At 41.2% G+C, this 20,082-nt stretch carries 12 protein-coding genes; 6 read left to right on the forward strand and 6 right to left on the reverse strand.

All coding sequences use genetic code 11. The annotated features are described in order from the left end of the window. Positions 1-41 precede the first annotated feature (41 nt). The 5 genes from QZ576_RS10245 to QZ576_RS10265 all read left to right on the forward strand — a co-directional run bounded on the left by QZ576_RS10245 (position 42) and on the right by QZ576_RS10265 (position 5,981). A complete protein-coding gene (locus QZ576_RS10245) occupies positions 42-848 on the forward strand; it encodes a PASTA domain-containing protein (RefSeq protein ID WP_297096743.1) in 807 nt (268 codons plus the stop codon). A 2-nt stretch (positions 849-850) separates the two neighbouring features. Then, positions 851-1,891, forward strand: coding sequence for an RluA family pseudouridine synthase (locus QZ576_RS10250; protein ID WP_297096745.1), 1,041 nt, complete (start codon positions 851-853; stop codon positions 1,889-1,891). Beyond that, a complete protein-coding gene (locus QZ576_RS10255) occupies positions 1,884-2,873 on the forward strand; it encodes a D-alanine--D-alanine ligase (RefSeq protein WP_297096748.1) in 990 nt (329 codons plus the stop codon). Before QZ576_RS10250 ends, QZ576_RS10255 begins: the two co-directional genes overlap by 8 nt. 136 nt (positions 2,874-3,009) lie before the next feature. Next, positions 3,010-4,542: a replicative DNA helicase gene (dnaB, locus tag QZ576_RS10260; protein ID WP_297096750.1), complete on the forward strand. Its 1,533-nt coding sequence runs from the start codon at positions 3,010-3,012 to the stop codon at positions 4,540-4,542. 173 nt (positions 4,543-4,715) lie between these two features. Further along, positions 4,716-5,981 (forward strand): hypothetical protein, encoded by a 1,266-nt coding sequence (locus tag QZ576_RS10265; protein ID WP_297096752.1) that lies wholly within the window; start codon positions 4,716-4,718, stop codon positions 5,979-5,981. Positions 5,982-6,048: 67 nt separating this feature from the next. On the opposite strand, the gene QZ576_RS10270 is transcribed toward QZ576_RS10265, so the two are convergent. Then, positions 6,049-6,480: a hypothetical protein gene (locus QZ576_RS10270; RefSeq protein WP_297096754.1), complete on the reverse strand. Its 432-nt coding sequence runs from the start codon at positions 6,478-6,480 to the stop codon at positions 6,049-6,051. Positions 6,481-6,812: 332 nt separating this feature from the next. On the opposite strand from QZ576_RS10270, the gene QZ576_RS10275 reads away from it, so the two are divergent. Beyond that, the gene (locus QZ576_RS10275; RefSeq protein WP_297096757.1) at positions 6,813-7,514 is read left to right on the forward strand and encodes a hypothetical protein; all 702 of its coding nucleotides are present in this window, start codon (positions 6,813-6,815) and stop codon (positions 7,512-7,514) included. An 801-nt stretch (positions 7,515-8,315) separates the two neighbouring features. Here the strand turns inward: QZ576_RS10275 and QZ576_RS10280 are convergent. The 5 genes from QZ576_RS10280 to QZ576_RS10300 all read right to left on the reverse strand — a co-directional run bounded on the left by QZ576_RS10280 (position 8,316) and on the right by QZ576_RS10300 (position 20,068). Next, positions 8,316-9,770, reverse strand: a complete 1,455-nt coding sequence (locus QZ576_RS10280; protein ID WP_297096759.1) for a SusD/RagB family nutrient-binding outer membrane lipoprotein — start codon at positions 9,768-9,770, stop codon at positions 8,316-8,318. A gap of 106 nt (positions 9,771-9,876) precedes the next feature. Continuing rightward, entirely contained in the window at positions 9,877-13,128 is a 3,252-nt protein-coding gene (locus tag QZ576_RS10285) for a SusC/RagA family TonB-linked outer membrane protein (RefSeq protein ID WP_297096761.1), read from the reverse strand. Between the two features lie 903 nt (positions 13,129-14,031). Beyond that, complete coding sequence (locus QZ576_RS10290) at positions 14,032-15,459, reverse strand: SusD/RagB family nutrient-binding outer membrane lipoprotein (protein WP_297096762.1); 1,428 nt, start codon at positions 15,457-15,459, stop codon at positions 14,032-14,034. Between the two features lie 20 nt (positions 15,460-15,479). Beyond that, on the reverse strand, positions 15,480-18,641 hold the full coding sequence (locus QZ576_RS10295) for a SusC/RagA family TonB-linked outer membrane protein (RefSeq protein ID WP_297096764.1): 3,162 nt from the start codon (positions 18,639-18,641) through the stop codon (positions 15,480-15,482). 725 nt (positions 18,642-19,366) lie between these two features. Beyond that, positions 19,367-20,068, reverse strand: coding sequence for a YjjG family noncanonical pyrimidine nucleotidase (locus tag QZ576_RS10300; RefSeq protein WP_297096767.1), 702 nt, complete (start codon positions 20,066-20,068; stop codon positions 19,367-19,369). Positions 20,069-20,082 lie beyond the last annotated feature (14 nt).

Raw genomic sequence — 20,082 nt, forward strand, 5'->3', positions numbered from 1 at the left:
GACTTATTTTTGTTCTCTTAAATAAGTACTGTACAAAAAAAATGAGTTTAGGAAAATTTATCACCAGCCGTGCTTTTATAATGCACCTGTTAATTGCCATCGGGCTAGTGGCGCTTCTCCTTTTTATAACCTTTAAAGGATTGCAACTATACACCCAACATGGTGTTTCTTATCCGGTTCCGGCTTTAACAGGTCTGAGTTTGGATGAAGCTACTGCCAGCGCCGAAAACAATAAGCTGCGTGTAGAAGTAATCGATTCGGTTTACAACAAAAATTTCGAGCCGGGAACGGTTGTCGATCAATTGCCGTTGGCCAATTCGCATGTAAAAGAAAACCGTGTAATCCGCATTACCATAAACTCAAACGAGCCCGAAAAAGTTGTTCTGCCGCGATTGACCGATATTTCGTTCCGCCAGGCACAGGTACTTATTGAAAGCACCGGATTACAAGTGGGTAATATTTCGTATCAACCATCGGAATACAACGATCTGGTTCTTAAATCGCTTCAGGATTCTGTTGAAATTTTCGAAGGCGACAAAATTATTAAAGGCTCTGATGTTGATCTGGTTGTTGGTCGCAGCCAGGGAAATATGCAAACAACACTGCCCAACCTTACCGGATTCTCAATGGAAGAAGCCAGGTCGACTATTACCGATGCTATGCTGAATATGGGAGCCATTATTTACGACGAAACTGCTGAAACAGCCGAAGACTCGGCAAGTGCAAGAATATGGAAACAACTTCCCGATCCGAAGTTTACAAAAAATGTAAACCTGGGATCATCGGTTGACATTTGGTTAACCACCGACACAACAATTATTAACCAGTCGTACGAAAGAAATTTTTAAAAATGGTAGATTACAATCAGGAAAACGAAGAGCCGGAAGAAGGCGAAATGTACGAACATTACCGTTTATCTGTCGATCCGGGGCAATCTCCCCTGCGTATCGATAAGTTTCTTTCGAACCGAATTGACAACGCCTCGCGAAGCCGCATTCAGGCTGCTGCCGATGCAGGAAATATTCTGGTGGACGGAAAACCAGTAAAACCCAATTACAAAATAAAACCCAACGAGGAGATTTTGATCGTGATGGATTTTCCGCGGCGCGAGCTAAAGATTATCCCCGAAGATATTCCGTTGGATATTGTTTACGAAGACGATCAGCTGATCGTAATAAATAAACCACCTGGTCTGGTGGTGCATCCCGGCCATGGCAACTACACCGGTACTTTGGTGAATGCATTGGCCTGGTATTTCCGCGACCTTCCGTTGTTTAACAGCGAAGATCCACGACCGGGACTGGTTCACCGTATCGATAAAGATACTTCGGGACTGTTGGTTGTGGCCAAAACCGAACTGGCAAAAAATAAGCTGGCGCTACAGTTTTTTGAAAAAACCACCGAGCGCCGCTACCATGCTCTGGTTTGGGGAAGTGTAAAAGAAGACGAAGGCACAATAACCGGACACATCGGGCGAAGCCTTAAAAACAGGCAGGTTTTTACCGTATTTCCTGAAGGCGATTACGGGAAACATGCGGTTACGCATTATAAAGTGCTGCGCCGCATTGGTTATGTTACACTGGTTGAATGCCGTCTGGAAACCGGGCGCACACACCAGATCAGGGTGCACATGAAACACATTAACCACACGCTTTTTAACGACAGTAATTATGGTGGCGACCAGATTTTGCGCGGCACCACTTTCAGCAAATACAGGCAGTTTGTACAAAACTGTTTTAAAGTGTTGCCCCGCCAGGCGCTGCACGCCAAAACACTCGGATTTATTCATCCAACAACAGGAGAAAAAATGTTATTCAATTCGGAAATGCCTGAAGACATGGCCACCGCAATTGATAAATGGGAAAATTATATAGCAAACAGAAATGAGTAAGAACAACAAACCCAATATAGCCGTAATTGCCGGAGGCGATTCATCGGAATTTGTAGTGTCCGTAAAAAGCGGAGCAAACGTTTTAAAAGCTGTCGACAGCGAGAAATTTACACCATGGCTAGTTCAAATGCAGGGACTAAACTGGGAAGTTTTTCAAAACGAGGAAAAAATTGCCGACATCGATAAATCGGATTTTAGTTTTACCGTAAACAACGAAAAAATAAAATTCGATTTTGCTTACATCACCATTCACGGAACTCCGGGTGAAGACGGGATTTTACAAGCTTATTTCGAATTGCTGAATGTTCCCTACTCTACTTGCAACGTTCATTCGTCGTCGCTTACTTTTAACAAGTGGTTTTGCAACAACTACCTGCGTTCGCACGGCATAAAAATGGCGATATCGAAAAAATTCACAAAAGGCGAAGCTATTGATGCCGAAGCTATTGTTAAAGATTTGGGTTTGCCCATTTTCGTAAAACCTAATGCAGGAGGTTCGAGCTTTGGAATTACCAAAGTTAAAGAAACCGGTGAAGTAAAAGCGGCCATTGAAAAAGCCTGGAAAGAAAGCGAAGAAGCGCTGGTGGAACAATTTATCGACGGACACGAGTTTACCTGTGGCGCCGTTCGTTTAAAAGGCGAGAAAGTGGTTTTCCCGATTACCGAAGTAATTCCGCAAAATGAGTTTTTCGATTTCGAAGCAAAATATACGCCGGGAGCTACACAGGAAATTACCCCTGCGAGGTTACCCGAACCGCTTTTCAAAAAGTGTCAGGAATTAACTTCGCAGATTTACGACTTGTGCGAATGCTCAGGAATCGTTCGAATTGACTTCATTTTGCAAGGCGAAGAGTTCTATTTCCTTGAAGTAAATACCACGCCCGGAATGACTGCTACCAGCTTTATTCCGCAGCAAATCGGCGCAATGGGGAGCACACTAAAAAGCATTATTACTCAAATTATTGAGGAGAAATTAGGTTAGAAAACTATCAACAATTGTGAATAGCGCGAGTTGATAAGAGAGCGCAGAATTTCTTGTATCAGGCAAGTTAAATTTCTATTTTTGATACCCGCTAATACAGAAGGTGGCGGTAAATTTTTATGCATACAGAAGCAATATGGCACAACGAAAAAAAACCAATCAACAACAAAATACAGTAGAACAAATCAACGCGCAATATGGCCAATTGCCGCCTCAGGCAGTTGATGTTGAGGAAGCTGTGCTTGGAGCGCTAATGCTTGAGCGCGACGCGTATGTTACGGTTGCCGATACTATTGATTCGAACAGTTTTTACAAAGAGGAACACCGAAAAATATTCGACGCGATTAAAACCCTTTCGGGAAAGGAAAAGCCTGTCGACCTGTTGATGGTAACACAGGAATTAAAGGACCGTGACCAATTAGACGAGGTAGGCGGACCGGGTTATATCACCCAGCTTACCCGCCGTGTTGCTTCGGCTGCACACATCGAATTTCACGCGCGTATTATTGCCCAAAAATTTATGCAGCGCGAGTTGATTCGTGTTTCTTCCGAAATTCAGACAAAAGCTTACGACGATACCATCGATGTTGACGACCTGATCGACTTTTCAGAGTCGGCATTGTTCCAGGTATCCGAAGGAAATATTAAAAAGGAGACAGTACCGATCAAGCCTATCCTGAACCAGGCAGTGCTTCAAATTGAAGCAGCACGTAGCAAACCCGACGGATTAAGTGGTGTACCATCAGGATTTACTGCGGTAGACCGGATTACTTCGGGTTGGGAACGCTCGGCACTGGTTATTCTGGCTGCACGTCCTGCGATGGGAAAAACGGCTTTCGTGTTATCAATGGCCCGAAATATGGCTGTTGATCACCGACAGGCAGTGGCAATTTTCTCGCTCGAGATGTCGTCGTTACAGTTGGTAAACCGTTTAATTTCGGCAGAATCGGAATTAGGTGGTGAAAAAATTAAGACCGGTAAACTTGAAGATTACGAATGGGCACAGCTAAACCAGCGAATTAAAACGCTTGATGAAGCACCTATTTTTATCGATGATACACCTGCACTTTCGATTTTTGAATTCAGGGCAAAGTGCCGCCGTTTGAAAATGCAGCATGATGTCGACATTATCATTGTCGATTACCTGCAGCTGATGACCGCCGGAACCGATACCCGCGGAAGTCGTGAACAGGAAGTAAGTATGATCTCTCGCTCGCTGAAAGCTATTGCCAAGGAGCTGGATGTACCGATTATTGCACTTTCGCAGTTGAGCCGTGCCGTTGAATCGCGCGAAGGCAAACGCCCGCAGCTATCCGACCTTCGTGAGTCGGGAGCGATTGAGCAGGATGCCGATATTGTGTGTTTCATCCACCGTCCGGAGTATTTTGGTATTACCGAAGACGAATCGGGTAATTCGCTGCTGGGAATTGCTGAGTTGATCATTGCAAAACACCGTAACGGTGCCACCGCCGATGTTCCACTTCGTTTCCAGAAAGAAATGGCGCGTTTCTCCGATCTCGATCCGCAATTCGATTCGGGAGATTTCTCGCAGGAGGTTCAAACCTTTGGTTCATCGATGAATCAGGACGACGACAGCCTGGCTGCAGGAATGTCATCCAACAGTGGGTTCGACAGCCAAAGCTCATCAACCAGCGATGCACCGTTTTAGAAAGGATTAAGGATGAATAATAAATGATGAATTTAGATTAACGATTGAAGATTTGAGATTAAAATAAATACAAGTACGCGATGAAATCACTTCTGAAATCAAAAATCGTTAATCATCATTGGCAAATCAAGTTGAACCAAAATCCCGTTTCGCTGTAATAATACAAAAACAACATGCGCACACTCATAAAAATATTCCTTTTGCCGGTTCTGCTCTTTATGGCATTGCATGCCGGAGCCATTTCGCTGCTCATCCCAATGGATGACACGCAAAAGGACCACCTGAAATCGTACGGTATTGCTTATTGGGTGCTGGAACAGGACATTGAGGTAAAGTGGCTGCTCAACTACCGTGGAGGCAGTTTTTTAATGCAGCACTACCCCGAAATTGAAAATGAGTGCGTGATTCGTGGAGTTAGTTTCGAGGTAATAAGTGATGCACAAGCGTCGGGAATTTTAAACGAAATTGCGCAGCCCGATGTTAACCAGGATGCCGTGGCGATGAATAAAGCACCGAAAATTGCCGTTTACTCGCCACCCAACAAACAACCCTGGGACGATGCGGTTACTATGGTTTTAACCTACGCCGAAATTAACTACGATATTATTTACGACGAAGAAATACTAAACGGCAACCTGAAGGATTACGACTGGCTGCACCTGCACCACGAAGATTTTACGGGGCAGTTTGGTAAATTCTGGCGCTCGTACCAGCACATGCCGTGGTACCAGGAGGAAGTGAGCATTAACAAACAGCTTGCACAAAAACTGGGTTTTATGAAGGTGTCGGAAATGAAATCGTTTGTAACGCGCGAAATACAAAAATACGTGCAAAACGGCGGCTTCCTGTTTGCCATGTGTGCGGCTACCGATACTTACGATATTTCGCTGGCAGCAGTGGGTGTTGACATTTGCGAAAGTATGTTCGACGGCGATCCCATGGAAGCTAACGTTGATGAGAAACTCGACTTCCACAACACTTTTGCTTTCGAGAATTTTAAGCTGGAAAAAAGTCCTTATGCCTACGAGTTTTCGAATATTGATGCTACCGAACACAGGCATGTAGCCCGTGAGAACGATTACTTTACCTTGTTTGATTTTTCGGCCAAGTGGGATCCGATTCCTACTATGCTTTGCCAAAACCACCACAACCTGATTAAAGGTTTTATGGGGCAAACAACAGCTTACCGCAAAGAGGTACTAAAATCGAACGTGCTTGTACTGGGCGAAAACAAACCGGCCAACGAAGCGCGCTATATCCATGGTGAGCAAGGCAAAGGATTCTGGACATTTTACGGTGGCCACGATCCGGAAGATTACCGCCACCTGATCGGTGATCCGCCAACCGACCTGAGCCTGCACCCCAACTCTCCGGGTTACCGGCTAATTTTAAATAATGTGCTGTTCCCGGCGGCTAAGAAAAAGAAACGGAAAACTTAGGAATTTTACTTTCGAAGGCTTTTTCTCAAACGAAGATCAGTCAGATGAAATGTCAAACACCACTTGCTTAAGACGATGCGATATCGTTTATTACCTGGGTAAACTTTGATTCATATTCTAAAGGGATATCTAACCAGGATAGTGCAGCTTTATAGGTGCTGAAAATCATAAAATTCATCGGAAGATCTTTCACCGCATTTGCATATATTGTGCTAATAGCCACATGCTTGGGCGCACTTGTTAATACCGCAACTTTTCTGTCACCAATTACTTTTTTATTCTCCGCTAAAAAATTTTTATAATTCTCAATATCCTCTTTGGCAAAACAAAATTCACTATGATAAAAAACGGACAAGTGATTAAAAGAACTGTCAAAAGCACTATCATCGATTAGCCTCCTTTTGTAATCTTCAAAAGGCTTATAATGCAGTTCTCCTATGGCAAGCTCCAGCACCAATTTTATCTCAGGAAAGATTTTGTATGTAATGATATTACTCATTTCAATATTTTGTTAAACATAACTTTTCTAATTGAATATTAAAAACTTTTAGCCGATTGTTAGCGAATTCATAAGGTAATGGTAAATATGACCTTAAAACTATTCTCGCCCGGTGCATCTTTAATTCGAGACTTCAACTAAGCAGACGGCAACTCTTTCTCCTCAGAAACTTTTCTGCAATCCTAAGACTATCCCGCCTTACAACATCGAAATTACCAGGAAAGCTCTGATACAAAAGAACAAATTAAAAGGACATACGACCTTAAGCAGATCTTATGGTTTACAGTTTATCTTAATTTTATATCTTTAAACGAAACATTAAACAATAGAAAATGAAGAAATCGGCATTAACATTTTTACTCGTAATAATTTGCGTAGCATTCTCGCAGGCTCAATACCTGAATTACGAGATTATTGAGAAAATGGATTATCTGAGAACCAACCAGATGACTACCAACAGACCAAGCAACAATGTACCTCAATATGCAATAGAAGGATCGCCTTACCTTGATGATGCTTTTGTGAACGGCACAATTTATACTACGGCAAAAACCCAGGTTCCCGATGTACCACTTCGTTACAACATTTATAACGACAACCTTGAATTTAAAACAAGCGATGGTACTATTTTGGAACTGGCACAACCGGAAACAGTTGAACGGGCAAAATTGGGCGAAACAGAAATGATTTATACCGACTACTTAACCACTACTAGAAATACCAAACAAGGATTTTTTAAAGTACTGGCAGAAGGCAATCTTAACTTATTGGCCAAACCTGATATTTTTTACCAGGAAGCCACAGAAGAAGCTGCCTACAAAGAAGCACAGCCACCTAAGTTTATTCCAAAACCCGATGTATTATACGTGCAAAAACCCGGAGCTCCGGCCATAAAAATTAAAAAAAGCAAAGATCTGGATGAGGTAATCGATGCGCACCAAAAAGAGCTTGACGCTTATATTAAGAAGAACAAATTAAAATTTAAAAGCGCCGAAGATCTAACTCAACTTGTTGATTATTATAACTCGTTGTAAAGAGTTATTGAGCAGGTGACTTGGAGTCACCTGCTCAATGGCTTTTAATGTAGAGTCCCGGACTTTATTTTCTACTTTAATATAGTCCGGGACTTTTGTTTGCTGCTGCAGGTTTCTATTTGTCATTCAGCCTCCTTTTACAGAAAAAACTTTTCATGAGTATTGTCTTCTTTTAGTGTCCGGAAGAAGCAACTAGCTTCGATTGACCAATTTCGCCGCACAATTAACGTCTTACTTCCTTTTCCCCAAGGCGCTGCCCCGGGTTTAAATGACAACGCACTTTCAGCGCGTATATACCTGCAATTTGTTTATTCTAAAAAACTTTCATGATTCCCGGGAATCACCAACAGGAATGAAAGTGAGGCCTGTAGATAGCATTTCTTAAGGACATTCAGATTACGAGGCGCATACAACGATTGTTCTCTGAATAGCTTATTGATTGCGCCTTTAATTTACTTTTACATCAACCCCGGGTTTCACCCGAGGTTAATCATATTTTATCCCTTCGGGATATTGAGAAGAGTTAGAAAGTTATGCAGAGTTACCTGACCTGCTATGGCAGAATTCCAATCCTTTTATGGCGCTGAAAGCGTTGAATATAATTAACCCGGTGCCTAGCGCCGGGATGAAATAACCGAAAGGAATCGTCCGGCGAAGTATGCTGATCGAAGCTAATTGGTTCTCCCGGACGAAACGCAAACGGCAATATTCATAAAAGGATGGGGGCTTTCAAAAAAAAGAGCCACGGCAAATGCCGCAGCTCTCTATATTTTTAATCAATTAATATCGATTAACTGTGATCTATTGAACACCTGTACGGGTATCCCACCACATTTGTTTTCCCCAGAAGTCATCTACTACCTCAGCAGCAAAAGAACTTGAGTTACCACCGTTCAATGTAAGCTCATTGTTCGGGTAAGGGTAACGGAAAGGAGGAGTGTTATGACCTGTATATGCTGATCCCGGAGCAACATAGTGTGTTGTTGGCACACCAGTTCTGCGGTACAACGACCAAGCTTCCATACCTTGTTTAAATAAGGCGATCCACTCTTGCCAGTAAATTTGCTCCAATGTTCCGTCGAATGCAGCATCAGCAGCTAAATAAGCAGTGATATCAGCAGCCTCAACACCATTCTCTTCGCAAGAAGCAGTAACAGCAGCTTCGTATGCTTCTTCAGCACTCATTCCTACGTTGTATCCTTTTTGAGCAGCTTCAGCAATGTGGAACATTACCTCTGCATAACGCATGTAAGGAGAGAATCCGGCAGCATCGTCTCTGTAACGAGCACCAATACGCGAAATAGTTGGTAAAGCTGGCTGTGCAACACCACCAATTGTGAAACCGCGGTACTCACCATCTTCAGTGGCAGGTTTTGCAATAATCGACAATCTTGGGTCGTTAAGATCTTTCAATGCATCGATTAAAACGTCAGAAACACCGTGGTCATCACGACCTGTTCCATCTTCGTACCAAGGCTCCTGGTATGGAGTACTTCCCGGGTACCAGAAGAAAGCGTTATCGTCGTTGCTTTCCATAATTGGGTTAGCCGAAGGATTTCCCATAATGGTTTCGATAGTAGATTTTCCTAATGGATCAACATCTGAAATACGCATTGCCATACGCAAACGTAAAGAGTTACAGAATTTTTGCCATTTTTCAGTATCACCATCAAAAAGAACATCTCCGTCGCCTAAGTTATCATTCGATCCGGCGTTAAACAAAGCGTTGGCTTCTTCAAGCGAAGCTAACATTGCAGGATAAATCTCTTCCTGAGTATCATACGATGGAAGTAATACACCTTCGCCCAACTGAATTGCATCAGTGTAAGGAATATCTCTCCATGTATCAGTCAAAATCTGGAAGATCATTGCTTCCAAAGTTTTAGCCACTGCCAACATGTTGTCAGCTTCATCAGCTTCCGCTTTTTTACGAATTTCGTACAGGTTATTTAACTGAATATAACCATAGTACCATTTATTTTCAACAACTCCTGGACGGAAGTTGTAACGAGCTTCATCAATGTACTGAATCTTTGCAATGTGACCTCCGTATGATTCAGGCTCATTCAAGTTGTTCCATGAATCGTAAAAGGTGTCAGTATGGTAACGCAGCACAAAGGCAAGTACGTTCGTTGCCGGCGCATCTTTTGCACGGTCCGGGTCAGTGTTAATCTCCTCGAAATCGTCGGTACATCCTACTACAAGGAAGGCCATGAGAAAACTAACTGCTAGTAATTTTCCTATTATATTTTTCATATCTATCATTTTTATTTTATCAATTGAATTTAGAACATCGCTCGAATACTTCCCTTTTCCGAAAAGGTTACGTATTATAACATGTGTTCTCATCTCTCAATATGGTTTAGAATTTCAAATTCAATTTAACACCAAAACTTCTTGATGAAGGAAGAGAAGTTGACTCAAGACCAACACCGCCGTTACCTGAACCTGTTACGTTCTCAGGATCGATTTTTGCCATGTTTGAATCGTGCAACCATAAAATAGCCAGGTTGTTTCCAACCAACGATACAGAACCTCCTTTGATAAAGTTGCCAGCACCAAACAATCCTTTAGGGAAATTGTAAGTAATGTGTGCTTCACGTAATTTACCATAAGAACCATCGTATACTGAAAGTTCGCGGTTACTGTAGTACGACTCGAAGAAACTTTGAGCAGAAGTAGTAAGATCGTTAGGCGTACCATCTTCTTTTACGAAAGTTTTATCTGTAAAGAAGTTTTCGCCAAGAACGATACCTGTTTCACGAACATCGCCAGTAGCAGTAAAGCCAAGCTGACCACCATAAGCACCAAACATGTTCGATACACTAAAGATATCGCCACCTTTACGTACTTCGATTAAGAAACCGGCGCTCCAGTTTTTGTATGAGAATTCGTTGCTGATACCACCCATCCAGTCAGGGTTAACAGCACCCAATTTTTTAGGACCTTCGATTAATGGTCTTCCGTTTGATCCAACAACAATAGCTCCATTGTCGTCGCGTACCATACCGTTTCCGTAAATTACACCCCACTCATCACCAGGACGTGCTTCAACAGTAGTTCCCCACTGGCCACCAATTTGGTATGATTCAAGTTCCTGACCTGAATTTGGGTCAGTATAAAGCTCAATAATTTCTGATTTATCTCTAGCCCAGTTTAATGTTACATCCCAGTTTAAACCATTACGTTTTTTAAGAATGCTTCCTGTTAACTGTACTTCGATACCTTTGTTGTTAATCTCACCGGCATTTACCAGAGTTGAGTTATAACCGGTAGCTTTTGAGATTGAAACACTCATAATCTGGTCGGTAGTTGTTTTATCGTAATACGCTAAATCAACACCTAAACGGTTATCAAAGAAATTCGCTTCAAGACCAACCTCTGTAGTTTCAATATTTTCCGGTTTCAAACTTAACGGAGGATATGTAGTTGCCTGAGAATACTGAGTTACACCATAAATGGTACTTGAACTTGCAGAGAAGTAAGGATCAGTTCGGTATGCACTTGTTGCAGCACCAACCTGAGACCAACCACCACGCAGTTTCAAATACGAGATAGTGTTTGATTCGATATCGAATGCCTCAAGAGGCAAGAAACTCATACTAACTGCAGGGTAGAAGAAAGGATCTTCAATAGTAGAACTCCAGTCGTTACGTACACTTACATCTAAATAAATCCAGTTAGCGTAACCTAATGAAGCAGAACCGTACACACTGTTTGTGCGAACCCACGAGTGATCCATGCCGGTAGAAGGACTACCGCTAACGTTAGAAATAGTAAACAAGTTTGGCACTGTTAACTGAGATGCTCCAAGGTCAGAGCTTTCGTACTGCATATCGCGGTAGTTAGCACCTGCCATTGCACTCAGGTCAAAATCACCAAAATGTTTCTGATAAGTTGCAATAATGTCTGCATTTATTTCCGAACGGCTGATTTTGTTTTGGTAGAAGCTACCACCGTGGAATTCAGCATTCGAAGCGCTCAAGATTGTTTCGTTTGAACCAGAATAAGTCACACGCATCATGCGCTGGCTATAGTAGTCCATACCTAAACGACCTTCGATAGTTAAACCGGTAACTGGTTTCACAAAAATAGATGCTTTACCAAATACCCTGTCTTTTTGCAATTCGTTGGTGTTGTTATACAAACTCCAGTAAGGGTTATTGTGGTAGTTACTGTTCCAGTTGTATGGGAAACCATTATCCATTGAAGTTTTCCAGTTTTCTTTCAGGTCAACCATATCAACCTGACGACCGAACCACTGACCAATTGACTGCAATGGGTTACTTGCGTTGTACTCTGTTTGTACCAGGTTATCACTCTCGGTACGCGCATAGTTAATAGTAGTGTTAAACTCGATGTATTTATTCAGAGTTACTCTTGAATTAACACCTGCATTGTAACGTTTCAAACCTGTATTTGGTAATGTACCTGCCTGGTCCATAAAACCTAATGAGAAACGAGTACTTGAGTTATCGCCTACCGAAGTGATTCCGATGTTGTGGCTTGTTGTGTGTCCAACAACGTATAAGTCTTTAATGTTATCAGGACGAGAAATCCATGGAGTAGCAGCTCTGTTACCACTTCCGTCAACAGGACTGTTGTACTGAGGAATATTTAAACCAATATCCAAACGTGGTCCCCAACTTTCGTCAACACCGTCGTTTACACCGTTACCAATACCGTCGTAATAAGTAAAACCTACACCCGGATCGAAACCACCGGTTGCAAAGTCCTGGTATGACATTTCTGGTGCATAATACTGGTGCCAGAATTCACTACCTAAGTAACCTTGTCCGTATTTATCCTGGAATTCCTGGATACGTGCAACCTGGTCGAAATTGTAGTTACCATCGTAAGTTACAGAAACACCTTTAGCAGAACCTTTACCAGATTTCGTTGTGATAAGGATAACACCGTGTCCTGCACGCATACCATAAAGTGCAGCAGCAGCACCACCTTTAAGTACCGAGATGTTCTCGATATCCTGTGGGTTGATGTCGTTCAAACCACTACCAAAGTCAACGTCGCCAGCAGTGTGGTTAGAGTTTGAAATTGGAATACCATCCACTACAATAAGTGGTTGGTTATCGCCAAACGAACTGTTACCACGAATAACGATACGCGAAGAAGCACCAACCTGACCACCGGTTTGGTTAATCTGAACACCGGCTACTTTACCAGAAAGCGAGTTCATTACGTTAGGTGATGCAGCTTTAGTTAAAGCGTCGCTTTGTACACTTTGTGCACTATATCCCAATGACTTTTTCTCACGGGAAATACCAAGTGCTGTTACAACAACCTCGTCAACACCAATGGCTTGTGGTTGCAAAGTAACATCAACAGTAGAACCTGAAATCGCTACTTCTTCAGTTTTCATTCCAACAAAACTGAAAACCAGTGATTGTGCATCTTGAGGTACTTTCAAAGTATATTCACCATCAATGTTGGTGACTGTTCCTAATGTAGTACCTAGTACCGCAACCGAAACTCCGGGTATTGGCATATCGTCATCAGCAGAAATAACCGTACCGGTTATTGTCTTCGTTTGAGCGAAAGTTACCAAATTACCCATGAAAAGGAGTATCGATAAAAAAATCGCAAATTTTTTCATAGAAATAATTTTAAGTTATTAATTAAAGCGCTATAAAAATTGTTTTAAGCATTTTTATTCATATTCGAGAAAAACCGGGAGGATTTAAGATTCTACGAAGGGTAATTGTGAGTAAATGTAGAGTGAATACCTCCCGGTCATATACTTTTACCATTTTTAATATTGTTTCACTTCTCAAGATTCCTGTCTTTAAAAAGCTATTTTTCCTAATCCCTTCCATTCAGAAAAATTTTATTAAGATTAAAAACGAATTTTCTTTTTTGGTTTATTATGATTCTTTGTTTATCGCTGAAACTTTTACTAATTGTTAATTTTTTTAACAGTTAGCCAATTTCCCAGACCTTTCCAACAACGTTATTACCCCCGACATGCGAGTAACGCTATTGCAGAACACTAATCGACAGCTAACTACTGAACCGATTTAAATGGAACCTAAGATTTTGATTTAAGATCAAATGAATGTTTACCCCCTTCATAGAAACATTTTTAAGTAATAATTAAACAGCATTTATTTTTTGTAATTTCTGAAAAGGATTCCCCCAAATCCCTATTTTCAGTAATACCCCTCACAATTAAAAGAACTATTTATTCTTTTTTGACAATTACAAATATTAAAAGAAGATTTGATTTTTTAAAGAAAGTGTAAGTTTTTTTTCAGTATAACTGACAAATAGATAATATTAAAGAAACAATACAACAATTACACCACAAGCACAAGCACTGCAAACTTGTTGATTTTATGCAATTTACATGTTTTTAAAAATTACTTATGATCTTTATCTCAAATACATGATTTTTGTCATACAATTAAAAACCAAAAGAAAAGCCGGTAAGAAATCTTACCGGCCGCTCTTTAATTAATAACCTAAAGTCCCTCAACAGGGTCGATAAGTATTTTTAATATTATTTATCCCACCAAATGTGAGTTTCCATTGCATCTTCGCCCTGACGAGAAACAGCTGCTTTTACATTTTCTTCGTTCAGGTCGTACTCGTTTTGCGTATATGCTCTACGACGAGGAATCTCTCTGTCCTGGTATGCAGCAGGCGCAGGTGCCAGTTCAGGATAATCGAGGCGTCTCCACTCCGACCATGCTTCCTGACCATCCATGTATAAGCTTACCCACTTTTGCTCACCAATTGATTTTTTGTAGTTAGCTGCGTCATAAGCAACCGCTTCCTGTGCTAAATAATCAGCAATGCTGGCTTCATCAATTCCCCAGAATTCCATGCTGGCAGTAATAGCTTCTTCGTACACAGTGGCAGGATCGTCGCTGATCCATCCTCTGGCTGCGGCTTCGGCTTTAATAAACAGCAACTCAGAATAAGTTTGCATGATACCCGGACTGTCGGCAGAACGTACAGCAATACCCGGGAAAGAAATCTCGGCATTGGTGATACTACCTGATATAGCATCGGATACTCCGTAAGGCATACCAACAACAGTTCCGGTATTTGGAGCAGGATCGGCATAAACAGGTAAACGTGGATCGCTTATTGCAGCCATATAATCAGCCAATGTGTTGCTGATTGCATAGTCAGTTCTTGTTAAGAAGTGGTCGTAGTATGGATTCCAGTTTGCAGCATCTGCCAGGTAGGTAAACAAGGCATTGTCAGCGTTGCTTTCGAAACCTCCTGCCAAACCAGAAACTACAGCGCTTTGTGCAGCAGCTGCATCGGCTTCACTCATGCGGATTCCAACGCGAGCTTTTAGTGAGTTGGCGAATTTTTTCCAGGCAGCCATATCACCACCGAAAATAATGTCGCCTTCCATACCAGCAGCATTTACATCAATCTGTGCAGCAGCCTCAGTTAATTCAGTAACAAAGTCGGCATAAATCGCATCCTGCGTATCGTAAGTTGGCTTAAAGGCTTCCGATCCTCTTAATGCATCGCTATAAGGAATCTCACCCCAAACATCAGTTATCAACTGAAAAGTATATACTTTCAGGATTCTTGCAACAGCAATCTGGTTGGCATTTGAACCTGAAGCTGTAGCATCGCTCGCAGTAGCCTCATCAGAGTTAATAGTAATAATCTGCTCTAAATCTGCCAAAGGCCCTGTATAAAAACCGTTAAAACTTGCTTCGGCAGTTTGGTATCTCGATGTATTGGTATACTGCGTTTCAGACCACTGCTGCGAATACAGCAAAGATGTTGTATTAAAACGCTGTCCTAATATTGAACGCTGCGCCTGAGTCATCAGGTATGCAGTTGGCACATCCGTAACGTTGTTCGGATCGGTATTGATTTCTTCGAAATCTTTTGTACAGCCCACAAATAAGCTAGCAAATAGCAGGGCAAAAACTGATTTCTTAATATATCTCTTCATAATATCTTCTTCTTAACTTGTTAAAATTTAACATTTACGCTGAAACCCACAGTTCTGGTACTTGGATGCTGACCATTCTCAAATCCCTGGATGTTGCCCGAACCGTATGCACTTTCAGGATCAACGTTAGGAATATTTTTATGAAGGATAGCCAGGTTTCGTCCTACCAATGCAACATTAACTCCGTTGATAAATGTATTGGCAAACAAACTGCTTGGCAGTGAGTAACCAATTTTCACTTCTCTCAACTTGATAAAGCTTGCATCGTATAAATAGTTCTCTCTGTAGTTTCTCATCGCTTTCCAGTAATCAACAGCTTCGATGTAAACTTCGTTTGGAGTTCCGTCTTCATGTACACCTTCTGCAAGCATACCCCCGCCTTCGCTAACCGGATCCCTCATTGGGTTTCCTTTAGCGTTATCACCAGCAGTTGAAGCCAACAATCCAGAATATTCACCGTAACGGTTAGTTACTGAATAAAGCTGACCACCTTTTTGGAAATCAACCAAAGCACTTACCGAAATTCCTTTGTAAGCGAATGAGTTGGTTACACCACCAGTCCAATCTGGTAAATACGAACCGTAAGTTTGGTTGGTTGAACGAACATAGTAACCATCTTCATCCACTAAACGCTCTCCGTTGTCGTTGTATGTAAAACCGTCGGTTACCCATGTACCGTAGGTTTCACCTTCTTTAGCATTAATCGAAGGTCCCCAACTTGCCAAAACGTAATTATCAACGCCTTCAGCCAATCTTACCACCTTGTTATTATTTTTTGCCCAGTTCACAACAACATCCCATGAAAACTCTCTATCAACAGGTCGTGCACGCAACATTACTTCCCATCCTTTATTGGTAATCAATCCGGCATTAACAACTGCCGAACTATAACCGCTTGTACTTGCAGTACTTAAACCAAGGATCTGGTCTTTCGATTTAATATCGTAGTAAGTAACATCCAAACCTAAACGGTTTTTAAAGAAACCAAACTCAGCACCAAACTCCACAGTTTCGATGGTTTCAGGTTTCAGGTCGGCATTTTTCAGGTTATTAGGTACTGCATAGGCAGGATAACTTCCGTAGTTATTTTGAGAAGAATAGGTTACGGCCAACTGATAAGGATCGGTATCGTTACCTACCTGCGACCAACTTGCTCTAACTTTTCCTAATGAAAGGAATGAGTCGTCTTCGATTAGTTCTGAGAAAAGGAATGTACCTGTTACAGCAGGATACAGGTAAGAGTTGTCTCCGTCAGGTAAAGTTGAAGACCAGTCGTTACGTAATGATACATCAACGAAAGCCATACTCTTGTAACCGAAACTTGCGCTACCGTATACCGAGTTTACAACTTTTTTCGATTTGTAATCGGTAATAGAAGGACGGTCGATTGAAGCACTTACATTAAAGAAGTTAGGTACACTTAAACCACCATTGGTACTGGCAGTGTTGTTATAATAGTTACGTACACGTTTGTTGGCACCAAGGTTGGCATCTAAAGAAAAGTCAGATCCCAGGTTTTTAGTATAAGTTGCCAGGAATTCGAAGTTATTATCTTCAATCTGACGAACTTGCTCCTCGTACCAGGCCTGAGGAATAGATCCTGAAGCAATTCTTTGTTCACGACGGTCGTTGTAGAAGTCGGTACGTGCCCATCCCTGAACAGTAAGACCAGGAAGCAAATCGTATCTCAACGAAACATTACCGTATACACGGTCCCTCATCATATTTGCAGGACTTTCGTTAATTACCCAATATGGGTTCTCCCAGTATAATGGATGTGTATTAGTTGGCGAACTAATGTTCCAGGTACGGTCCATACCATCCGCTGTTTTATAATTGGCCAGTTGATCCATATCGATCTGACGCTGGAACCACTGGTTAAAACTGGTTACAACGTTACCCTGAACACCAGAATATCCTTGAGAAGGAATACCATCGTTTTTGGTTTTAACATAGTTAACACTTGCTGAAGCAGTTAATTTTTCAGTAAGTTTTGAGCTTCCGTTAAAGGCAATTGTATTTCTGTTTAATTCAGAAGTAGGCAATGTACCAGTTTGCTGATAATTAGTATAAGATAAACGGAACAGTGTACCTTCACCACCACCTTCAATAGATATATTATTGTTGGTTGTAATACCGGTTTCGTAAAAGTCTTTCACGTTGTCAGGATGAGGAATAAATGGAGTCATCTGTCCGTAGTTTGGATCATCCTCGTACCAGCTATACCACTGACGCACCAACTGGCCCTCCATACGTGGTCCCCAACTTTCGTCGGCTGCGTAGTTTACAATAGGCTCACCGGTTGGCTCATAAATGTCAAACGACTGTTTGTAACCACCACCGTATTCATCCTGATAATCAGGCAACAATGAAACTGTTGTAACATTTACACCCGAAGTAACAGAAACGCCAATACCTTTGCGTTTTGTACCTTTTTTAGTGGTGATAAGGATTACACCGTTGGCAGCACGCGAACCGTAAAGCGCAGCAGCATTGGCACCTTTCAGCACTGTCATCGACTCAATATCTTCAGGGTTGATATCTGCTGCAGAGTTACCCCAGTCAGTACCACCACCACCGTTTTGTGTTCCGGTAGTGTTAAAGTTTGAGTTGTCGATTGGTGTACCATCCACAATAAATAATGGCTGGTTGTTACCTGAAATGGAGTTTACTCCACGAATAACAATACGCGAAGAACCACCAAGACTACCAGGCGATCCTGTTACCTGCACACCGGCAACTTTTCCCGATAAGGAGTTCACAACGTTCGCATCTTTAACTGCGGCAATATCTTCGCCGGTTAGCTGCTGAGCTGAATACCCCAAAGATTTTTTCTCGCGAGAAATACCTAATGCAGTAACCACAACTTCGTCGATACCAACAAGGTCGGGCTCCATTACAATACTGTATTCTGAACCCTCTCCCAACTCAACGGTTTGTGTTTTCATACCCACAAAACTGGCCAATAAAGCCTCTGCATCTTGTGGAACTTTCAAATTAAAAACTCCGTCAATGTCGGTTACGGTACCCAGAGTTGTTCCTGCAACAGAAACAGAAACTCCCGGAATTGGCAGATCATCCTCGCTGGATGTAACCGTACCGGTAACGATCTTGGTCTGAGCATTTACCACAGTCACTCCCAGCAAAACCAGAAATGACATAATAAGCGCGATTTTTTTCATAAAAAACAATTTTAGATTAATATTAAAAACTAGATTTGAAACTCGTCGGATATAACTTTAATGTCACACGCACTAGGGTTTTCAGCACCTTGCACATGTACAATTGATATAATTTTTCTTTCGATAAGTCTGTTGGATATTGAACTCCCTGATAAAAACATTTTAAGCATTAATTAAACAGCGTTTTGATATTTTTCGTCTTTGAAAATGAAAATCAAATTCCCCCAAATTTGTTCCTGTAAAACTTTACATCAACAGCAAACTTTCATTTTCAACTCTTAATTTGAGCGACTCAAATATTCATATTTTATTCCTATCGCACAACTGAATGATGTCAACTAGACACATTTTATTTCTTTTTGCTATATTTTCACACCATTCATTGACAACACAACTCGAATCCACAAAACACAAATCATTCATTTTTAACTTCTTGTAAAAATTACATATATGCATTATTACATATTAAATAAATGTTAACAGAAATTAACAAATCACGCTTAAAAGATAGAATAAACCCACATTGTGCTACAAATTGTCATCAAATGACACTTACAACGCACCAATACGACATGAAAAGGCCAATAATATGAGTGTTAAATAAAATAATGGAAAGGTCCGATCAATTGAAGCAGATGCCAACGCGGAAAATAATACTGCAAATGAAAGCCGATAACCTGAACCAGGTAGACTCGAGTGCAGAAGTAGAAAACTTTTCAGACCAATTACAAAACCAGAAACAACTCCTTCAGCGAATCGATGATTTTAACATCTCCGGCCGAGTTACTTTTTGGCTGCTTTAAACGATTAAAATAAACTGCATCAATTCCAAAATTCAATGCACCACGAATATCAACCTCCCAATCGTCGCCGATCATCAGGCTCGATTTTTTCTTTGCATTGGAAGATTTAATAGCATGCTCGAATATTTCGCGACCGGGTTTTGGCATTTTTATTTCTTCCGAAATAAATACCTTTTCGAAATAGTTTTGGAGACCCGATTGTTTTAACTTCTCGTGTTGAACTTCTTTAAAACCATTGGTTATTATAAATAAACGATAGCCTTTTGATTTTGTATAATCAAGAATTTCTCTGGCCCCGTCAATCAAATGCGATTGTTTGGGCATTTCCTTCAAATACATATCGTTCATCATCAAGGCATCAACATTATCTATTTCTAATGAATCGAAAGTTAATTGAAAACGCTGTCGGGTAAGCTCTTTTTTGGTTACTTCCTTTTTACGATAAGCAGCCCACAAGCTGTCGTTATGCAAGGAATAAGTATTAAAAAAATGGCCAAATTCCACACCTTTCTTTTCCAGATTGAGCAACCTAAAAGTTTCCTGCATGGCATACATTGAATTGGTTTTAAAATCCCACAATGTGTTATCCAAATCAAAAAAAAGATGTGTGTATTTTTTCCTCATTTCTTTGGGCAAGG

Origin of the sequence: uncultured Draconibacterium sp., from assembly GCF_913060805.1 — a bacterium.
Lineage (GTDB): Bacteria > Bacteroidota > Bacteroidia > Bacteroidales > Prolixibacteraceae > Draconibacterium.